This is a genomic window from Niallia sp. FSL R7-0271 (genome assembly GCF_038005785.1).
GTDB lineage: Bacteria > Bacillota > Bacilli > Bacillales > Cytobacillaceae > Niallia.
This window is the reverse complement of record NZ_JBBOTZ010000001.1, coordinates 1,401,995-1,418,332: the sequence shown is the minus strand read 5'-3', so window position 1 is coordinate 1,418,332 and position 16,338 is coordinate 1,401,995. Positions and strand designations below refer to the sequence as shown.

Genomic DNA, 16,338 nt, shown 5'->3' with positions numbered 1-16,338 from the left:
TCTAACACTGACTTAAAGTTAAAGAATAAATTGACTTAAATCTTTATTTCTTGAAATTGCACCTAGTTTTTCTTCTACATATTGCGGTGTAATGGTAATTTTGTCCATTGTTATTTCAGGTGCTTCAAACGATAAATCCTCGAGTAATTTCTCAAGAATTGTATGAAGCCTTCTAGCACCAATATTATCTGTGTTCTGATTCACTTCAAAAGCCACTTCAGCTATCTTACGTATAGCATCGTCAGAAAATTCAATTTCTATACCTTCAGTTTGCAGTAATGCTTGATATTGCTTAATCAATGCATTATCCGGCTCGACTAAGATGCGATAGAAATCGTCCACTGTCAGCTTGCCAAGCTCCACACGAATTGGGAAACGACCTTGAAGCTCAGGGATCAAATCTGAAGGCTTGGAGATATGGAAAGCTCCAGCAGCAATGAATAATATATGGTCTGTTTTTACAGAACCATATTTCGTCACAATTGTAGAACCTTCTACTACGGGAAGAATATCACGCTGAACTCCTTCTCTTGAAACATCAGCGGAAGAACCACCGCTGCTTTTGCTGGCAATTTTGTCGATTTCATCAATAAAGATGATACCCATTTGTTCAGCTCTTACGACTGCCTCTTGTGTAACTTCATCCATATCGATCAGCTTTTGGGCTTCTTCATTCGTCAAGACAACCCTTGCTTCACGTACAGTCAATTTGCGTTTTTTCTTTTTCTTCGGCATGAAACTGCTTAATGCATCTTGCATATTCATCCCCATCTGCTCCATGCCTGAGCCCTGCAGCATATCAAACATCGATGGCTGCTGTTCTTCGACTTCCACTGTAATCACTTCGTTCTCAAGCTCGCCAAGTGCTAATTTTTCTTTAAGCACTTTTCTTTTTTCGTAGCGGCTTGATTCCTCCACAGTCGGCTCCTCTGCTTGAGGTTCTGTGTTTCCGCCGCCGAAAAGCATTTCAAGTGGATTACTGTAATTTTTTTGCTTTTTGGCCGAAGCAGGCATCATCAGATCAACTAGTCGATTATTAGCTGCTGCTTCTGCCCTTTCTTTTACCTGAGCCATCTTTTCTTCTCTTACAATTCGCACAGATGTTTCAACCAAGTCTCTTACCATTGATTCAACATCTCTGCCGACATAACCGACCTCTGTGAATTTAGTAGCTTCCACTTTAACAAATGGAGCGCTGACTATTTTCGCTATACGCCTTGCTATCTCCGTTTTACCTACACCAGTAGGTCCCATCATAAGGATGTTCTTCGGACTGATTTCGTCACGCAGCTTCTCATCAAGCAAACCGCGGCGAAAACGGTTTCTTAACGCAATCGCAACAGCTTTTTTGGCATCCTTTTGCCCAACAATATATTGATCAAGACGTTCTACAATTTGACGAGGTGTTAAGCTTGTGTTCTTATTCATCAAGTAATCCTCTCCTTATAATTCTTCTACAATAATATTATTGTTCGTATATACACAAATATCGCCAGCGATTTCAAGAGCTGCTTTTGCTATTTCGTATGCAGAAAGATGTTCACCTGAGTATTGTTTAAGCGCTCTTCCGGCTGACAGAGCATAGTTACCGCCTGAGCCAATCGCCAAAATTCCATCATCCGGCTCAATTACTTCCCCTGTGCCAGATACAAGCAGCAAATCAGTTTCGTTCATAATGATCAGCATTGCTTCAAGCTTGCGTAAAACCTTATCGCTTCTCCAAAGCTTTGCAAGTTCTACAGCTGCTCTTTGCAGATTCCCATTATACTCTTCCAATTTTCCTTCGAATAGCTCAAATAAGGTAAAGGCATCGGCAACAGAGCCTGCAAAACCTGCGATTACTTTTCCATTAAAAAGTTTTCTTACCTTCTTGGCAGTATGTTTCATCACGACAGCATTGCCGAAAGTGACTTGGCCGTCACCTGACATGGCGCATTTCCCTTTATGTTGAACAGCAAAAATAGTAGTTGCGTGAAACTGTGGCAGTCCAGACATGTTTACTTCCTCCTTTATCCGTTTACAGCTATGCCCTTGGGTGAAAGGACATATATGTTTTTTTTAAGTACTCGCTTGTGACATGCGTATAAATCTGGGTGGACGATAAAAAGGCGTGACCTAATAATTCTTGAACAGTCCGCATATCGGCACCGTTTGCCAAGAGATGTGTAGCAAATGAATGTCTAAGCTTATGCGGATGGATCTTTCCTTTGGCAGCAGAATGTTCCATCATTCGGTTAAGAATGTCGCGTACACCGTTCTCTGTCAGCGGACCACCCTTGTAGTTAACAAATAAATAGGGGTGATTCGTCTTGTATTTATCCATCAGCTTGCTTCTGCAGTTCTTTATGTAAGATTCAAGAGCGGAATGAGCAAAACTCCCAAACGGCAGATACCGTTCCTTTTTCCCTTTTCCTTTGACAAGCAATGTCGAGATGCTGAAATCAATATCCTTCATCTCGATTTTTGTACATTCGCCGACCCGGATTCCTGTTGCGTACAGGAGCTCCAGGATGGCGACATTTCTTTTTCCAAGCATGCTTGTCGTATCTACCGAACGAAAGATATGCTGCAATTCTTCTTCATAAAAGAAATCAGGCAGTCTGCTTTCAAGTTTCGGTATGCTGATAACGGCAAAGGGGTTAGATCCCACTATATTTTCTCTTGCTAAAAATCGATAAAAGCTCCGAAGGCTTGAAATTTTGCGGGCAATTGATTTTCTTGCAAGCTCTTCATGGAAAAGCTCTGTCAAAAAAATCCGCACCTCTTGGGCGCTTACTTCCTGTACATGTTCAAGCAGCTGCTTGGACATAAATAGATAAAATTGCTGGATGTCCTTTTTATAGACATCAATCGTATATGGTGAGCAGTTTTTTTCAATCTTCAAGTATTCAATAAACAGGTTCAAGAAAGCGTTTTGTTCCTTATTCATTGCTTCACCTCACAACGGCTTCACTATATTAACATACTTTGTAGCGACAAGCAATTAATTTACACATTCTTCATAAAGTTCTGAATTGTTTCCAACGCTCTGTTAGCGTGCTGTTCATATCTTTCTTTTTTCCCTTTTATTCTAGTTGGTAACTCAGGGAAAAGTCCAAAATTAGCATTCATCGGCTGGAAGTTTTTAGCATTCGTCTTTGTGATATAGCTAGCCATGCTTCCAATCGCTGTTTCAACAGGGAATTGAATTGGTTCTTCGCCGTTAACAAGCTTCGCTGCATTAATACCTGCTACAAGTCCGCTCGCTGCTGATTCTACATAACCTTCTACGCCTGTCATTTGGCCTGCGAAGAATAAGTTTGGACGGTTTTTGAATTGATATGTTGCATTTAGAACCTTCGGTGAATTAATGAATGTATTTCTGTGCATAACACCATAGCGAACAATTTCAGCGTTTTCAAGACCTGGTATTAATTGTAGCACTTCTTTTTGAGGTCCCCATTTTAAATGTGTCTGAAAACCGACAATATTGTACAATGTGCCTGCAGCGTCATCCTGACGTAGCTGAACAACTGCATAAGGGCGTTTTCCTGTTTTCGGATCTTCTAAACCAACTGGCTTCATCGGTCCAAACAGCATTGTCTTTCTCCCTCTTGAAGCCATCACTTCAATCGGCATGCATCCTTCGAAGAAGATCTCTTTTTCAAATTCCTTCAAAGGTACAGTTTCAGCACTAATTAGCGCTTCATAAAATCGATCAAATTCCTCTTCTGTCATCGGACAGTTCAGATAAGCTGCTTCCCCTTTATCATAACGGGATTTCAAGTAGACCTTATCTAAGTCTATGCTGTCTTTTTCGATGATAGGAGCAGCTGCATCATAAAAGTACAAATAATCTTCCCCTGTAAGCTCCTTAAGACTTTCTGAAAGAGCTGCACTCGTAAGTGGTCCTGTCGCAATAACAGTTACCCCTTCTGGTATAGAAGTAACCTCTTCATTAATAACTGTTACATTTGGATGGTTCTTCACCATTTCTGTCACTCTGCCAGCAAACTCATGTCTGTCCACTGCAAGTGCTCCACCTGCCGGCACTGCGCAAAGATCCGCAGACTCAATAATAACAGAGTCCAGTCTTCTCATTTCTTCTTTTAGAACACCAACTGCATTAGTAAGTGCATTTCCTCTTAATGAGTTGCTGCATACAAGCTCTGCAAATTTATCAGTATGATGGGCAGGCGTCTGCTTGACAGGTCTCATTTCATAAAGGTTTACCTTAATACCTCTTTTCGCTATTTGCCATGCTGCTTCACTTCCTGCAAGTCCTGCACCGATGACATTTACTACCTTTTGTGTATCTTGCATTGTAAATCCTCCAACTTTTTTAAATATCTATATGTTTTTATATGGGCGATAGCATTTTTATCATGCATATGTATGCTAATTCCTATCCGTTTTCGGTAGAAAGACTAGAAAAAAACAAAAGTCCATACAGTTTCGGCTTAAAATTATATCCTTTAGCATTTTACACTACGTTTGCCAAGTTGAAAAGTTTCAACTAAAGATTAATTATTTAAGAAACTTCAGGAGACACTTCTTCAAAAACACACGGAAAGAGTGAGCATGGACCGCTCACTCTTTTTTTAGCTTTGAGGCTCTTCCTTATAGTCACACTCTACACATTGGACCTGGACACCTTTTTTCAGCTTTTTCTCTACAAGCATATTATCACATTTCGGACATGGACGCTGTATTGGTTTATCCCATGAAATGAAATCGCACTCCGGAAAACGGTCACAGCCGTAGAAAATTCGGCGTTTTTTGCTTTTTCTTTCAATAATATTACCTTCGCGGCACTTAGGACATTTCACACCGATTTCCTTGACAATTGCCTTCGTATTGCGGCAATCCGGGAAATTACTGCATGCCATAAACTTGCCATATCTGCCCATTTTAAATACCATCGGACTGCCGCATTCCTCACAGTCTTCCCCTGCAGGCTCATCCTTTATTTCGACAGATTGCATTTCTTTTTCAGCTTTTTCGAGACTTTGTTCAAAAATCTTATAAAAACTATCGATTACCTTTACCCAATTGATCTGGCCTGACTCAATATTATCAAGATTCTGCTCCATATGTGCTGTAAATTCAACGTCAAGGATTTCCGGGAAAAACTCGAGAATCAATTCATGAATGATTTCTCCAAGCTCAGTCGGTATAAATCTTTTGTTATCGAGAGCCACATACCCGCGTTTTTGGATAGTATCCAAAGTCGGCGCAAATGTGGAAGGACGGCCAATTCCAAGCTCTTCTAATGTTTTAACAAGCCTTGCTTCCGTATACCTTGGTGGCGGCTGTGTGAAGTGCTGCTTCGGATTGATGTCCTTATTGATGACTTCATCTCCCTCTTGCAAATCAGGAAGCTGTTTGTTCTGCTCTTCAACCGCATCATCTGATCCTTCCACATACACCTTCATAAACCCAGGAAACTTAATCTTTGAACCTGTTGCACGGAATATGACATCCCCGTTACGTAAATCTACACTCATTGTATCCATCACAGCAGGCGCCATTTGGCTTGCAATGAATCTTTCCCAGATCAGCTTATACAAGCGAAGCTGGTCTCGAGAAAGGTGCTCTTTCAGGGAGTTTGGCTCCTTGAACGTACTTGTAGGTCTTACCGCTTCATGGGCATCCTGTGCATTTGTATTTTTCTTTTCTTTGCGGTTTTCTTCTTTCGTATACTCTTTTCCGTAGTTGGCTGTTATATATTCATACGCTTCATTTTGAGCCACTTCAGAAATACGGGTTGAGTCTGTTCTCATATAGGTGATTAAACCGACTGTCCCTTCTTTTTTGCCTAAATCTATTCCTTCATAAAGCTGCTGGGCAAGCATCATTGTCTTTTTCGCCCTGAAGTTTAGCTTTCGCGCAGCTTCCTGCTGTAGGGAGGATGTTGTAAAAGGTACTGCTGGGTTTCGTTTACGTTCCTTCTTCGTTACCTTCTCAACAGTAAATTTATTGCCATTGAGCTGTTTTTTAATATTGTCTACATCCGCTTGAGAATGCAGCTCCATTTTTTTATTTTTCAGCCCGTAAAAAGCTGCTTCAAAGCTTGTTTTCCCTTTTGCGAAGTCTGATTCAATTGTCCAGTACTCTTCCGGTTCGAATGCTTTAATCTCTTTTTCTCTGTCGATTATTAAACGAACTGCTACAGATTGCACTCTTCCTGCGCTAAGCCCTTTTTTGACCTTTTTCCATAACAGCGGGCTGATGTTGTAGCCTACTAGGCGATCAAGCACCCGTCTTGCTTGCTGGGAATCAACTAGATCCATATTAATTGGACGGGGGTGTTTAAATGATTCTTTAATGGCGTCTTTTGTGATTTCATTAAATACGACACGGCAATCCGAATCTACATCAACCTGCAGACTGTTGGCTAAATGCCAGGCAATTGCTTCCCCTTCTCTATCGGGGTCGGCTGCAAGATAAATCTTTTTTGCCTTTTTGGCTGCTGTCTTCAATTCTTTAAGAACAGGACCTTTTCCGCGGATCGTTATGTACTTCGGTTCATATTCTTTATCAGTATCAACACCCATTTGGCTTCTTGGTAGATCTCTTATATGTCCCATTGATGCTTTTACTTTATATTTTTTTCCTAAATAACGTTCAATCGTTTTTGCCTTTGCAGGCGACTCTACGATTACTAGAAACTCTGACATCCAACGTCCTCCTTAGAGGGATAATAAATATTCACTATTATTGTATACTATGATCTCTTTTGTCAAACATTACGAAAAAAGTAAACGGTTACACCGTTATTATATGAATGAAAATCCATAAAAATTAAAGTTATATCTGTGCAAACAGTATAACAAATTCAAAAAAATAGCAATACCTTTTTAAAAATTTTTGAAAATAGATGAAAAACATTTTTTTCCTTTTCTATTCTATTTTATGGATAATATTCCCACTCTTCTAATATATCAGTCGCACATAAAACTGGCTTTGCTCCTTGTTTTATCAAGTCATTCGGTCCAAAAGAAGTGGGGCTGAATATGCTGCCAGGAACAGCAAAAACATCTCTTCCTTCTTGCAAAGCAAGATGCGCTGTGATTAACGAGCCGCTTTTTCTTTTTGCCTCGACAACAAGCGTTCCCCTTGAGAGGCCGCTTATGATCCGGTTGCGCATTGGGAAATGCCATTTTAATGGTTTTGTATCTGGTGGATACTCTGATAAAAGAAGATGTGATCTTGTTATTTTATCTGCAAGTAAAATATTTTCCTTTGGATAAATATGCTTAAATCCTCCTGCAATAATGGCGATTGTCTTGCCGTTATGTTCGTCTGCTGTCCTATGAGCAATAGCATCCACACCTTTTGCTAGACCGCTGACAATTACTACTCGTTCTCGAACAAGTTTAGTCATCATGGCTATAATTACTTGTTTACTGTAAACTGTCGGATAACGGGAGCCTACAATTGCCAACTTTCGCTGCTCCTGCAAAAAAGACAGATCTCCTTTTGCATAAAGCACCCATGGAGGCTGATATATTTCTTTTAACAAGCTTGGATATGCAGGATCAAAATAAGTGATGGTTTGTATTCCTAATGTGGCGTATTGGTGGATAGTTTGCTGGATGGAGTGTGAGTGAAAGTCTGTAACAATTTTTTGAAGGGGACGGTTGAGGGCGTGCAGATCAGGGTCTGCTTTGAGGAGAGTGTAGATCCTTTTCCAAGACATATTGCGGCAATGATGGAGCTCTATTAATCTTTCTCTAAAACTTTTTAGCAAGTAACTCAATTCCTTTCTCACAATATTCTATGCAAAGTATAAAAATACAAACCTTGCTATCTCTATTATAATCATTTCTTGCTATAGTTTCCAAAGATTTGCTATATAATAGAAGAAACACGTCGTTTTTTTGCAGCATAAAAAGACTAGCCCAACTGCATGGCGCAAAAGGGGGCTAGTCTTTTTTTTAAAATCAGACTCTGCTTTCTTCTACCTGATGGGTTTTGCACTTGTCGAAAAGATCTGTTTCTTTGAGAACTTCAATTAATGTTGCACCCATTTCAGCAGGTGTAGGAGCTACTTTAATGCCGCACTCGTTCATTGTTTTAATCTTTTCATCAGCAGTCCCTTTGCCTCCTGAAATGATGGCGCCCGCATGGCCCATTCTTTTTCCTGGAGGTGCCGTTCTACCGCCGATAAAGCCGACTACAGGCTTTGTCATATTGGCTTTTACCCATTCAGCCGCTTCTTCTTCTGCTGTTCCGCCGATTTCACCAATCATAATAACAGCATAAGTATCTTCATCTTCGTTAAATTGCTTTAAGACGTCAATGAAATCAGTTCCATTAACCGGGTCTCCGCCAATTCCTACCGCTGTAGACTGCCCTATTCCCGCCTGTGTAAGCTGATGGACAGCTTCGTATGTCAAAGTACCAGAACGGGATACAACGCCTACATGGCCCTTTGTATGGATATAACCAGGCATAATTCCTATCTTGCATTCTTCAGGAGTAATAACTCCCGGACAGTTCGGTCCTATTAATCTTGTCTTTTTGCCTTCCATATATCGCTTAACCTTCACCATATCAAGAACTGGAATATGTTCTGTAATACAAATCGTCAAGTCAAGCTCTGCATCTACAGCTTCCATAATAGCATCTGCTGCAAACGGGGCAGGCACATAGTTGACAGACACTGTCGCGTTTGTCGCTTCAACAGCTTCTTTCATCGTATTGAAGACCGGCACACCTTCTACATCCGTGCCACCCTTGCCTGGTGTTACCCCTGCAACAATTTTTGTGCCATATTCGAGCATTTGCTTCGTATGAAAAAGAGCCGTTGCCCCTGTAATACCTTGAACAATGACTTTTGTTTCTTTATTGATGAATATGCTCATTGATTTCTCCTCCTTTTTGTACATATGACACGATTTTTTCTGCACCGTCCGCCATGGAGCTTGCAGATATTATATTGATGCCTGATTCATTAAGAATTTTTTGGCCAAGCTCTACATTTGTCCCTTCCAGTCTAACAACAAGCGGCACCTGCAGGCTCACCTGTTTAGCTGCTTCAACGATACCTTCTGCAATGATATCGCATTTCATAATTCCACCGAATATATTAACAAAAATGCCCTTCACTTTTTCATCTGACAGAATGATCTTAAATGCTTCAGTAACTTTTTCAGCTGTCGCACCGCCGCCAACATCAAGGAAGTTTGCCGGCTCTCCGCCGTAATGCTTCACGATATCCATTGTAGCCATTGCAAGACCAGCACCATTTACCATGCAGCCGATATTTCCGTTCAAGGCAATATAACTCAAATCAAATTTTGAAGCTTCCAGTTCCTTCTCATCCTCTTCATCCAAATCACGGTATGCAAGAATATCCTTATGTCTGTACAAGGCATTGGAATCGAAGTTCAGCTTAGCATCGAGCGCCATTACATCGCCCTCTTCTGTCAATACAAGAGGATTGATTTCGGCAATTGAGCAATCTTTTTCACAAAATACACGATAAAGGCCTGTCATAAAAGCAACCGCTTTATTTACTTGAGGACCAGGGATATTGATGGCAAATGCAACTCTTCTAGCCTGGAAAGGAGTTAGCCCAGTCAGCGGGTCAATAACTTCCTTGATGATTTTTTCAGGCTGTGTTGCTGCAATTTCCTCAATCTCTGTTCCGCCTTCTTCTGATGCCATCAAGACAATCCGGGAAGTGGAGCGGTCGACTACAAAGCCAATATAGTATTCCTTCTTAATACGGCAGCCTTCTTCAATCAGCAAACGTTTAACAACTTTTCCTTCAGGACCAGTCTGATGTGTGACAAGCGTGCTTCCTAAAATCTGTTCAGCATATTGCTTCACTTCATCGAGAGACTTAGCAACCTTGACACCGCCAGCTTTCCCTCTTCCTCCGGCATGAATCTGCGCCTTAACAACCCATGCATCACTGTTTAAATGCTCAGCAGCAAACAGGGCCTCTTCCACGGTAAAAGCAACACTTCCTTTAGGAACAGCTACACCGTTTAATGCTAGAATTTCTTTCCCTTGATATTCGTGAATATTCATTCTCCCACACCCCTTTTGCTAAAATTTCTTTCGCTTCTTGCCAGGTTCATTAGTGCATACTCTTACTTATGTACGAGGACGAAAAAAAATGGCTTTTTTCCTTCTCGACAAAAAAATATTTTTTCCAATTTAAAAGGACCCCTTCCTTTTAAAAAGTATCTTTAATACTGTATTAATATTCTTTATCAACACAATATTTTCTTACTTTTTGGAAAAAACACTCTATTGTTCACGCTTTCATTTTATAAAAAAGCAACCGTTTTGTCTATCAAAAAGGCTCTATTTTCCAATAAAAAAAATAATCCCCTTCGTTTAGGGGACTAATATACTAGATTTCCTTTTGTGTGCCATAGGTTTTATCAAGCTTATAAATAAAAGCAAACACCTCTGCGACAGCCTGATATAAATCTTCCGGTACTTGTTCCTGGATATTGAGCTTGCTTAACAGTTCCACAAGGGATGGATCTTCTTGGATTGGCACTCCATTTTCTTTCGCCTTCTCCACGATATTGTCGGCAATCAACCCGCTCCCCTTAGCAGCTACTATTGGAGCTGCATGCTGATGCTGCTTGTAGCTTAAAGCCACCGCTTGCCTTCGCTGGTTTTCCTTATCCTTGTTCTTCATATTCTGTAATCTACCCCCTTGTAGTAGGCAGAGTTATTTCGCTTTGAATCTAAATCTATTTTCTTCTCTTTATCTTCTTGAAAGGATTTAAAATCTATTGATGACAGACTGTATTGGACTTCGTTCAATTTTTCTCGCAAACCTGCAAGCATACTTTTCATAAGCGGCTCAATCTCACGGTTTTCATTAAAGACCGTTAAATGAACAATCCTCTTTTGCACATGCATATCAATGGCTGTTTCTTTTAAATATGCTAAATCAAGATAAAAAAGGATACGGCAAAAGTCTGCGTCTATTTTTCCGTCTTTCGTTTTCTTTCCACTGTATTGCAGGGTTGCATCCATGGAATGATGCTGAAAATGAAGGGGAAATTGAAGCATCAGCTGCGTAATAGGTCCTGAATCCTGACTTAATAGCTGCAAACCTGTTATCTTGTCCGTAAGGGCATTTGCTAACTCCTTTACAGAAGCGGGAGCATCTTGTTTTAATACATCAAGCAGGAGCGGTTTTAGCTGGTTCCATTGAGCTCCTTTGCCTCCGTCCGGATTGGTCAAAAGTTCATTTTCATAAGAAAACCCAATTGTATGCAGCAGTCTTTGCAAATGCTCTTTGATGGCACCGCCATCTGGCAAATCAACATTTTTACCCGTCTCAAACAACCTTAATGTTTCCTCGAGCTTTGGAAGAGAGAGTTGTTGAGCACTCATCTCACTCAGCAATTTACCAGCAAGATTGTTCATCGTATTGCCGTCCCTTGTTGCCATTAGGCTTGTAAACACCTTCTCTGTGAACGGAAGATTTCTCTGCAGCATTTCCTTAATTGTATCGATAGCTTTCGAGCTGTCTTGTGCTGATTCCATCCATTTTCCAGCAAGAAGGAGCATTTCTTTATTGAACGGCATTTTTTCATTTAGCAATTGGGCTGCCAAGTTTTTCAGATCATTTGTACGAGGCAAGGACCATTGCTCAAGAAGAGAGTCAGCCCCCCCATCAAGATTTACTGGACTTGCTGCTGATAATACCTTTAAGCTAAGCTTCCCATCTTCATTGTCTTGAACTTGAAACCAATAGTTCTTGTCTGTGCTTAAGGGAGCAGAAAGTTCTGCAAGGAGCCTTTGGCTTCCTGCCTGCACTTCAGCCATATTGTTGGGAAAATGCTTATTAACATGCCCCATTATAATTTGGCCTTGGCGAAGCTCCAGCAGCTTTGAGCTGATTGTTCTTTCTAGATTTGGTTGAAAACTTGGTCCAATTCGTATGTCATTCATTTACATGCTCCTATTCTCCTCTGCCATTTCCTTAATTGGCGAAAAGCTTTTGCGATGATGAATTGTATATCCCTCTCTGTCTAAAGCAAGAAGATGTTCCTTTGTGCCGTAACCCATATTACTCGCAAAACCGTATGCTGGAAATTCTTTATCAAGCTCTCTCATCATTTCATCTCTCGTGACTTTCGCAATGATGCTAGCAGCAGCAATGGAAACACTTTTACTGTCTCCCTTTATAATCGATTTGCTTGGATATGGAACGTCAAGCTTCATCGCATCAATCAACAGGAAGTCAGGCTGCTGATCAAGATTTTGAAGGGCTGCAAGCATTCCTTTTTTGGTCGCCTCGTATATGTTTATACGGTCAATTTCCGCAGGAGCGATAATGCCTACTCCAATAGAAACGGCTTCCTTTTGGATAATCTCGTAAAATTGCTCTCTTTTTGCTTCAGACAGTTTTTTTGAATCATCTATTCCAGGCAAATAAAAGTTTTCCGGGAGTATAACAGCTGCTGTTACAACGGGACCTGCAAGCGGGCCTCTTCCCACTTCATCAATACCTGCAATATATGTATATCCTTGCTTTCTTAGTTCTGTTTCATATGTGCAGAGCTCTACAAAACGGGCATGAAGCTGCAACTCTTTTTCCTTTTGCTTTTCCCATGCAGTTACGAGCTTTTGCACTCCGACTCTTTTGTCTTCTTTTATCGTCTCCCAGTAAGGGTCATTATTGTCTGTTATATCCTCTAATCTAGCTTTTATTTCTTTTAATGTTACATTTGCCACTGTTGAAACTTCCCTTCTCTCTCTTTATATCGTCCCATATTATGAAAGATTTAAGTACAAGTTATGTATCCTCAAAATCAAAAAAGAGAAGTGCCCAAAATAATGGTCAATTCTCTTTTTTAACAAGGTCAGACTCACCCTACTATTAACTATCGCTTTCGTCTTCCTCTATGAAATCTCTTGCTCTTTCGAATGTCAGCCTTCCGAATTTTTCGCTTCTGATTTCTCTGATGACCAGTTCAGTAACTTTGTCATAATCGACTACAGCGCCTCCTGTAAGGCAGCCTCTAACTACACCGATTTTGTCAAACAACTCAACGATATCCTCTGGAATTTCTTCAAGCTGGAACCGTTCCTTTAGCCTTTCAGGATACTCTTTCTCTAAAAAGCGCAAACCAAAAATAGCGATATCCTGCAAATTAAGAATGGTGTCTTTAATCGCACCAGTCAAAGCAAGCTTTAAACCTACTTCTTGATCCTCAAATTTTGGCCAAAGAATCCCTGGAGTGTCAAGCAGCTCTAATTCTTTTCCTACTTTAATCCATTGCTGTGCTTTTGTTACACCAGGAGTGTTCCCTGTTTTTGCGATATTCTTTTTGGCAAGCCTGTTGATTAATGTTGATTTGCCTGCATTCGGAATTCCGACAATCATTGCTCTGATTGCACGGGGTCTGATTCCTTTTGCTCGCATTCGGTCGAATTTCTCTGCAAGCACCACATTAGCTAAAGCTGTGATTTCTTTCATTCCAACACCAGCCTGTGAGTTGATCGCTAATGCTTGAATGCCTTTTTCTTTAAAATAGGCAATCCATTCTTTCGTTCTTTCTCCATCTGCCATATCTGCCTTGTTCAGCAAAACAATCCTTGGCTTATGCTGGATGATCTCATCAATCATCGGATTTCTGGAAGATTGGGGAATTCTTGCATCCACCAACTCAAAAATAATGTCCACAAGCTTCAGCTTTTCTGTTACTTGTCTTCTTGCTTTGGCCATATGGCCGGGAAACCATTGTATCGTCAAAATATCCACCTCAGTTACAAGCTTGCTTTATAAGCAAAGCCTTAGTTCACTATTTGTATGTCTGTTAACGGCCAGTAAATCACGCTCGTGTTGCCAAGTACTTTCTCATAAGACACTGTCCCAATATGGCGGCTGTCTTTGCTGTCACGGCGATTATCACCCATTACGAACAGTTCTCCCTCGGGAACTGTGCTTCTGCCGATTTTATCTTCGAGTTTAAAGGATTCTGTCAGCGGTCCGTCAGTCACCTGCTTTTTGTATTCATCTAAGTACGGCTCGTCATATGCTTTTCCGTTCACATACAAAACGTCGTCCTTATACTCTATTGTATCACCAGGCAAACCGATTACTCTCTTGATATAATCCTTTCCTTCAGGGGCATGGAAAACAATGATATCAAAGCGGTTAGGCTCGCTGATTTTGTAGTTAACCTTGTTAACAATCATTCTGTCTGAATTATGTAATGTGGGCATCATCGATTCCCCGTCCACTACGATCGGAGCAAATAAAAAGGAGCGGATCACAAAAGCCAATGCTACTGCGATTACAAGCGCCTTACCCCATTCCCATATCTCATTTTTCTTTTTCTTCTTTGCCATTTCGTTCACCAATCCTTGTTTTTAGTAAGCATCTCTTCTCCATGCCTTCTAATTGTAACTGTCTTAAGTTTATTAAAAGGCTTTTTTAAACAAAATAATGCTAAAGGACAAACCCTCTCCCTTTTATTGTAGCGAAATAAAAAGTCGAAGTAAAATGCCATGGTCCGTTCCTAATTAAATTATCATGCCTAATATAAGTACGGGAAGAAAAAGGGTGAATAGCCAAGTTGCAATAAAAAAGAGCTTGTTGCAAAGAACAGGCTCTTTTTTGAAAATATTATCGAATTTCTTTAATACGAGCTTTTTTACCACGTAGGTTACGTAGGTAGTAAAGTTTAGCACGACGGACTTTACCGCGGCGAATAACTTCAAGCTTCGCAATTTTTGGTGTATGAACTGGGAATGTACGCTCAACGCCTACTCCGTAAGAAACTTTACGTACTGTAAAAGTTTCGCTGATTCCACCACCACGACGCTTAATCACAACACCTTCGTATACCTGAATACGCTCACGAGTACCCTCAACAACTTTAACGTGTACACGTACAGTGTCACCAGGACGGAACGCAGGAAGATCTGAACGAAGTTGTTCTTTTGTGATATCTTCTATTAATTTTTGCATCGTTTTCAACTCCTTCCAACAGACGCTCTTGCAGTCAAATCCTTGCAGCGGAACATCGTTATAAGACTTTCATTGCAGAAATACTTCTGCTCAAGTCACAAGTGTTATCTTAACATAAATAACTTAAGACATCAATATCTATTATTTGTTTTTCTGCAATTCATTTAATAGTTTTTGCTGTTTTGCTGTGAGCGGGTAATTTTCCAGCAAATCCGGACGTCTTTCAAGTGTTCTTTTCAGCGACTCTCTTTCTCTCCATTCGTCAATATGAGCATGATTTCCTGACATGAGTGTATCCGGCACCTTCATCCCCCTGAAATCAGCAGGACGGGTGTAGTGTGGATGCTCAAGCAGTCCTGTGCTGAAGGAATCATTCACATGAGACGCCTCGCTCCCAAGCACTCCTGGAAGAAGTCTGACGACACTATCAATCACTACCATTGCTCCAAGCTCGCCGCCTGTAAGCACATAATCGCCGATTGAAATCTCATCTGTCGCTAAATGCTCGCGAATTCGCTCATCATAGCCTTCGTAATGACCGCAGATAAAAATTAAATGCTCTTCCTTAGCCAGCTCTTCCGCCTTTTTCTGTGTATAACGCTCGCCTTGAGGACACATTAGTACCACTTTCGGCTTAGTGCCGCTCTTTTTTTGCAAATCCTCAACCGCATCAAAGATCGGCTGAGGTTTAAGGACCATTCCCGCACCGCCGCCATATGGATAATCATCCACAGACTGATGCTTGTTATCAGAATAATCCCTGAAGTTAGTGACACCATAGGTCACCTTTTCTGCTTCTTTCGCTTTTTTCAATATAGAGCTGTTAAACACACCATCAAACATTTCTGGAAATAGTGTTAATACATCCACTCTCATTATGATAACAGTCCCTCCATTGGCTCGATAACAACTAACTTCTCCTTAACATCTACTTTCATAACAACTTCCTCGATATAAGGAATTAAAACTTCTTCTTTTTTACTAGTTTTGATGACCCATACATCATTCGCACCTGGTGTAAGAATTTCAGATATAACTCCTATCTCGTCTCCTTCAACTGTTACAACCTTACAGCCGATGATTTCGTGGAAATAGTATTCATTCTCTGCCAAGTCTCCTAAAAAGCTTTCAGGCACCTTTAAAGCGCCGCCTTTCATGTATTCCACCTCATTAACATTATCATAGCCCTCAAATGTCAAAAGGTTAAAGTTTTTATGAAGGCGATGTGTTTTTATTTTTAGTTCTTCTGGATCTTTTTTGCCTTCTCCAAATAGAAAAATCGTATTGCCAATCTTATATCTTTCGTCTGGAAAATCCGTCCGGGAAATGACACGCACTTCACCACGAATACCATGTGTATTAACAATCTTTCCTACATTAAACCATTTTTCCAC

At 40.6% G+C, this 16,338-nt stretch carries 16 protein-coding genes; all 16 read right to left on the bottom strand.

Annotation, left to right across the window (positions count from 1 at the left end; all coding sequences use genetic code 11):
* Positions 1 to 18: 18 nt before the first annotated feature.
* The 16 genes from hslU to rimM all read right to left on the bottom strand — a co-directional run bounded on the left by hslU (position 19) and on the right by rimM (position 16,338).
* Positions 19 to 1,428 (bottom strand): HslU--HslV peptidase ATPase subunit, encoded by a 1,410-nt coding sequence (gene hslU, locus MKX82_RS07145; protein WP_341079460.1) that lies wholly within the window; start codon positions 1,426 to 1,428, stop codon positions 19 to 21.
* Positions 1,429 to 1,443: 15 nt separating this feature from the next.
* Entirely contained in the window at positions 1,444 to 1,986 is a 543-nt protein-coding gene (gene hslV / locus MKX82_RS07140; RefSeq protein ID WP_233314786.1) for an ATP-dependent protease subunit HslV, read from the bottom strand.
* A 37-nt stretch (positions 1,987 to 2,023) separates the two neighbouring features.
* Entirely contained in the window at positions 2,024 to 2,929 is a 906-nt protein-coding gene (gene xerC / locus MKX82_RS07135) for a tyrosine recombinase XerC (protein WP_341076032.1), read from the bottom strand.
* A 59-nt stretch (positions 2,930 to 2,988) separates the two neighbouring features.
* On the bottom strand, positions 2,989 to 4,302 hold the full coding sequence (gene trmFO / locus MKX82_RS07130) for an FADH(2)-oxidizing methylenetetrahydrofolate--tRNA-(uracil(54)-C(5))-methyltransferase TrmFO (protein ID WP_233314408.1): 1,314 nt from the start codon (positions 4,300 to 4,302) through the stop codon (positions 2,989 to 2,991).
* A 278-nt stretch (positions 4,303 to 4,580) separates the two neighbouring features.
* Positions 4,581 to 6,659, bottom strand: a complete 2,079-nt coding sequence (gene topA / locus MKX82_RS07125) for a type I DNA topoisomerase (protein ID WP_233314409.1) — start codon at positions 6,657 to 6,659, stop codon at positions 4,581 to 4,583.
* A 233-nt stretch (positions 6,660 to 6,892) separates the two neighbouring features.
* Complete coding sequence (gene dprA / locus MKX82_RS07120; protein WP_341076026.1) at positions 6,893 to 7,681, bottom strand: DNA-processing protein DprA; 789 nt, start codon at positions 7,679 to 7,681, stop codon at positions 6,893 to 6,895.
* A gap of 244 nt (positions 7,682 to 7,925) precedes the next feature.
* A complete protein-coding gene (sucD, locus tag MKX82_RS07115) occupies positions 7,926 to 8,849 on the bottom strand; it encodes a succinate--CoA ligase subunit alpha (protein ID WP_233314411.1) in 924 nt (307 codons plus the stop codon).
* Positions 8,830 to 10,023, bottom strand: coding sequence for an ADP-forming succinate--CoA ligase subunit beta (gene sucC / locus MKX82_RS07110; RefSeq protein ID WP_233314412.1), 1,194 nt, complete (start codon positions 10,021 to 10,023; stop codon positions 8,830 to 8,832). The genes sucD and sucC overlap by 20 nt, the downstream gene beginning before the upstream one ends.
* 328 nt (positions 10,024 to 10,351) lie before the next feature.
* Positions 10,352 to 10,648 carry an EscU/YscU/HrcU family type III secretion system export apparatus switch protein gene (locus tag MKX82_RS07105; RefSeq protein ID WP_233314413.1) on the bottom strand — a complete coding sequence of 99 codons (297 nt, stop codon included), beginning with the start codon at positions 10,646 to 10,648 and terminating at the stop codon, positions 10,352 to 10,354.
* Positions 10,645 to 11,916 carry a hypothetical protein gene (locus MKX82_RS07100; RefSeq protein WP_341076021.1) on the bottom strand — a complete coding sequence of 424 codons (1,272 nt, stop codon included), beginning with the start codon at positions 11,914 to 11,916 and terminating at the stop codon, positions 10,645 to 10,647. The genes MKX82_RS07105 and MKX82_RS07100 overlap by 4 nt, the downstream gene beginning before the upstream one ends.
* Complete coding sequence (locus MKX82_RS07095) at positions 11,917 to 12,702, bottom strand: ribonuclease HII (RefSeq protein ID WP_237941180.1); 786 nt, start codon at positions 12,700 to 12,702, stop codon at positions 11,917 to 11,919. It abuts the gene before it with no gap.
* Positions 12,703 to 12,847: 145 nt separating this feature from the next.
* Positions 12,848 to 13,723: a ribosome biogenesis GTPase YlqF gene (gene ylqF / locus MKX82_RS07090; RefSeq protein WP_233314416.1), complete on the bottom strand. Its 876-nt coding sequence runs from the start codon at positions 13,721 to 13,723 to the stop codon at positions 12,848 to 12,850.
* 41 nt (positions 13,724 to 13,764) lie between these two features.
* On the bottom strand, positions 13,765 to 14,322 hold the full coding sequence (gene lepB, locus MKX82_RS07085; RefSeq protein ID WP_233314417.1) for a signal peptidase I: 558 nt from the start codon (positions 14,320 to 14,322) through the stop codon (positions 13,765 to 13,767).
* A gap of 277 nt (positions 14,323 to 14,599) precedes the next feature.
* Complete coding sequence (gene rplS / locus MKX82_RS07080) at positions 14,600 to 14,944, bottom strand: 50S ribosomal protein L19 (RefSeq protein WP_127734629.1); 345 nt, start codon at positions 14,942 to 14,944, stop codon at positions 14,600 to 14,602.
* 141 nt (positions 14,945 to 15,085) lie between these two features.
* The gene (trmD, locus tag MKX82_RS07075) at positions 15,086 to 15,820 is read right to left on the bottom strand and encodes a tRNA (guanosine(37)-N1)-methyltransferase TrmD (protein ID WP_237941178.1); all 735 of its coding nucleotides are present in this window, start codon (positions 15,818 to 15,820) and stop codon (positions 15,086 to 15,088) included.
* A complete protein-coding gene (gene rimM / locus MKX82_RS07070) occupies positions 15,820 to 16,338 on the bottom strand; it encodes a ribosome maturation factor RimM (RefSeq protein ID WP_233314419.1) in 519 nt (172 codons plus the stop codon). Before rimM ends, trmD begins: the two co-directional genes overlap by 1 nt.